3 protein-coding genes and 1 pseudogene are annotated in these 2,717 nt (G+C 63.5%); all 4 read right to left on the bottom strand.

The genetic code is table 11. The annotated features are described in order from the left end of the window. Positions 1-187: 187 nt before the first annotated feature. Positions 188-364: a hypothetical protein gene (locus VFW69_RS12080; RefSeq protein WP_526501491.1), complete on the bottom strand. Its 177-nt coding sequence runs from the start codon at positions 362-364 to the stop codon at positions 188-190. Positions 365-423: 59 nt separating this feature from the next. Then, a complete protein-coding gene (locus VFW69_RS12075) occupies positions 424-801 on the bottom strand; it encodes a replication initiator (protein WP_526501489.1) in 378 nt (125 codons plus the stop codon). Positions 802-1,507: 706 nt separating this feature from the next. After that, on the bottom strand, positions 1,508-1,849 hold the full coding sequence (locus tag VFW69_RS12070; protein ID WP_526501487.1) for a hypothetical protein: 342 nt from the start codon (positions 1,847-1,849) through the stop codon (positions 1,508-1,510). Between the two features lie 618 nt (positions 1,850-2,467). After that, positions 2,468-2,717 (bottom strand): annotated as a pseudogene (locus tag VFW69_RS12065) (hypothetical protein); the annotation flags it as partial.

Raw genomic sequence — 2,717 nt, 5'->3', positions numbered from 1 at the left:
CGCTCTCACGATGCGGCCGGACTGGCAGCAGAGTCCAATACCTGTCCGGCTGCCTGTGATGCCCCCCGGATATGACACCTCGCCGGGTGGCCTGGGTCTGGGTGCGGCAGCCCGGCCGGCTATCGCGTCCGGCGGTGAGCCTAACCCCGGGGATCCCGCCTTTTCGCGCACTGGCAGCGTGCCGCATTCACCGCCGACCGAACCGCGGGGTCGGCGAGGACCGTGACGCCCGGTCCCTGACAGCGGCGGGAGTGACGTGGTCGCCCTCGGCTACTGTCTCGGCGGCCAGCCGCATGACGTCGGCGACGGTGGCCGGAGCCTGTGGGGGCCGGCTGTCCGCCCGTCCCTCAGGTGCGCTCAGCATGGTGGCTGGTTTCCTTCTTTGTCGGGAGTGACAGCCCCTTGGCGAGGCCCGCCGCGCCGTCAGTAGCACCGTGGCGAGGAACACGACGAGGAACACGGCTCGTGCCGGAGCGCGTCGGCGAGCCCGTTGACGTGCTGGCCCTGGGGTTCGGTGCCGGTCTCGTCGCTGTCGGCGACGTTTTTGGTGAGGTATTTGGTCAGGTAGCCGATGCACCGCTTGGCGTCGCGGGATCCGACGATGACGCCCTGGGCGTCGAACCGAGCTCCGAACCGGGCCACGTGCCGTGGCTCATCGGCCGGGCCGATGGCATCCAGCGCCTCATCCCAGGTCGGCAGCAGCTCGCCGGTCGCCGGGTCGAGGTAGCGGCCGGTGGGTTCGTGCCAGATGGGGGGCTGGTCGCCGTTGAACCGCACCGTGTCGGTGGCGGGCCTGCGCAAGACCTGCCACCCAGTCGCGATCGGGGTCGAGAAGGCCCCTACTGTTACGAAGTTGGGTTCCCGGTCAGGAACGATTCGATGAGGGAAGCACCACGGAGGCCGTTCCCGGTGCCTTCCGCGGTGAGCTACGGTCCAGAAGTCCGGACCCGGCAGGTCTACCACCCGGACCAGGATCGGCGCGTGCGGGAACATGGGCACATGCAGGATGATCGGCCGGGGCGACGGGCTTGGGGATGGCGATGGGGTAACCACGGCAACCTACTCAAGCACCTTCGAAAAGTCCACGGGGCTGGTCAAGAGTCTAAAGATCGCCCAGAAAGGCGAAGCCAGTGCGTCGCCAACCTTGAATGCGCAGCCGGAACACTCCGGCAGATCCGGGGCAACCGCTGCTTTGCCGGACAACTACGGACTGATCTGGACGGCCGGAATCTTGCTACGGACCAGATGATCGGGCGATCCAGCCGTGAGCCTGGCCCGTGCCCGCCACGTGCCCGTAAGGAGGGTCACCCACGGTGATTCACGGTCATTCGCGGGCAACCGGCAGCGCGCTTGACCTGTGCGGCTGCAGGTCCGCCGGTTGCGGCCACCACCTTTGCAAGCAGGGTCAGGGGTTCAAGTCCCATTCAGCTCCACCATGTGCAGCTGAGGCAGATCGTTTACTCAGGGTCGTCGTTGTGGTCTTCTGCCGCAGGCGTTCGTAGGGTGCCTAGGTCAAGGATGCACACCGCCCGCAAATACACTCCATCCACCAACAAGTTTCTTCCGGGCCGGTGAGGCAAACGCAAACCTGATACCGTGTTCCAGTTGGCTTGTCTTTGTCTTCGAATTTTTCTTCGGCGTAGGGCTCTCGTATTACGACAGTTGGAACCTGATTTCCTTCGGCGTCGTACCCAATCCAGTCAACAACCCTTCCCTCAAATCCAAACGCGACAAGTTTCGCGCCGCCCTTGTCGTAAATAACGTTCTTGCCATCCTTCAATACTTTGGGCACGTACAATTGAGGGTGACGCTCAGCGAGAATCTCATTGATGTTGCCGAACTTTGACATCGTGATCCGCTCCCCCATTAGTTAATGGATAGTCATTCCGAGCGTGGACCCAGATCCGCTTTATGTCAAGGGATAGCGGCTGGATGTAGGTTGGCTGCCCGTAAAACCTCAGCAAAGTTATCGTCAAGGAGCGTTCGCGGAGGTGACAAGAGTTGCTACCCGACCAATGATCCGCCGACAACATCGGCGAGCGCGTGGTGCACGTTGTCCTGGTGTTCGCCTTCGAGACGCGGTCCAAAAAGCCTGATGGGTAACAAAGCCGCCCAAAAAAGCCTGACTGGTAACAAAGCAGACTGCTAAGCGAGGAAGATCTCCGTTGCTACTGCCGCATCGCTTCTGGTCTTCGGGCCGCAAGGCCTGCGGTCCGGGTCAGCTTGCCACCGGACACGCGGTGCACGCCGGACGTGCCCGTGGCGTGCCCGATTGAGCGGTGATCAGCAGTGAATCACGGTCGCTCAAGGGCACGCCACGCCGACGCCAACCTGGGGCAGCCCACGTCAAGCCGCCCAGTCAGCAATCTTTGCAAGCAGGTGATCATCTGACACCAAGCAGCACTGTCAACGGCCAAGTTGCGGTCCCCGCTGGTGGCCAGATAGAAGTCCCCACCCCTCGGGTTGATTATTTCTTGTTCAGGGCGGTTCCTCCTCGAGCTCGGGCCTGGCGCATCCGGTACGAATCGCCGTCTGTGACCACGACGTTCGCGTGGTGGAGCAGGCGGAAGCGCGCGGGTTCCGGGGATCTGGGAGCCTGCTCGCGGGGAACCCGACCGTCGATTGCGATTGCGGGGAGAGCGGTGACCGGGTTCGCGGGATCCGGGCGGTTATCAGCATGCAGGGAACTGGCGCTGGCCGGAGGCGTGGAGGGCAGC

Origin of the sequence: Mycobacterium sp. (genome assembly GCF_036273375.1) — a bacterium.
Taxonomy (GTDB): Bacteria; Actinomycetota; Actinomycetes; order Mycobacteriales; family Mycobacteriaceae; genus Mycobacterium.
This window is presented reverse-complemented; position numbering and strand designations above follow the sequence as displayed.

Bases quoted from the DNA above. Each gene is read 5' to 3' on its own strand.
- VFW69_RS12080 (WP_526501491.1), bottom strand. From the start codon at position 364: ATGCTGAGCGCACCTGAGGGACGGGCGGACAGCCGGCCCCCACAGGCT.
- VFW69_RS12070 (WP_526501487.1), bottom strand. From the start codon at position 1,849: ATGTCAAAGTTCGGCAACATCAATGAGATTCTCGCTGAGCGTCACCCT.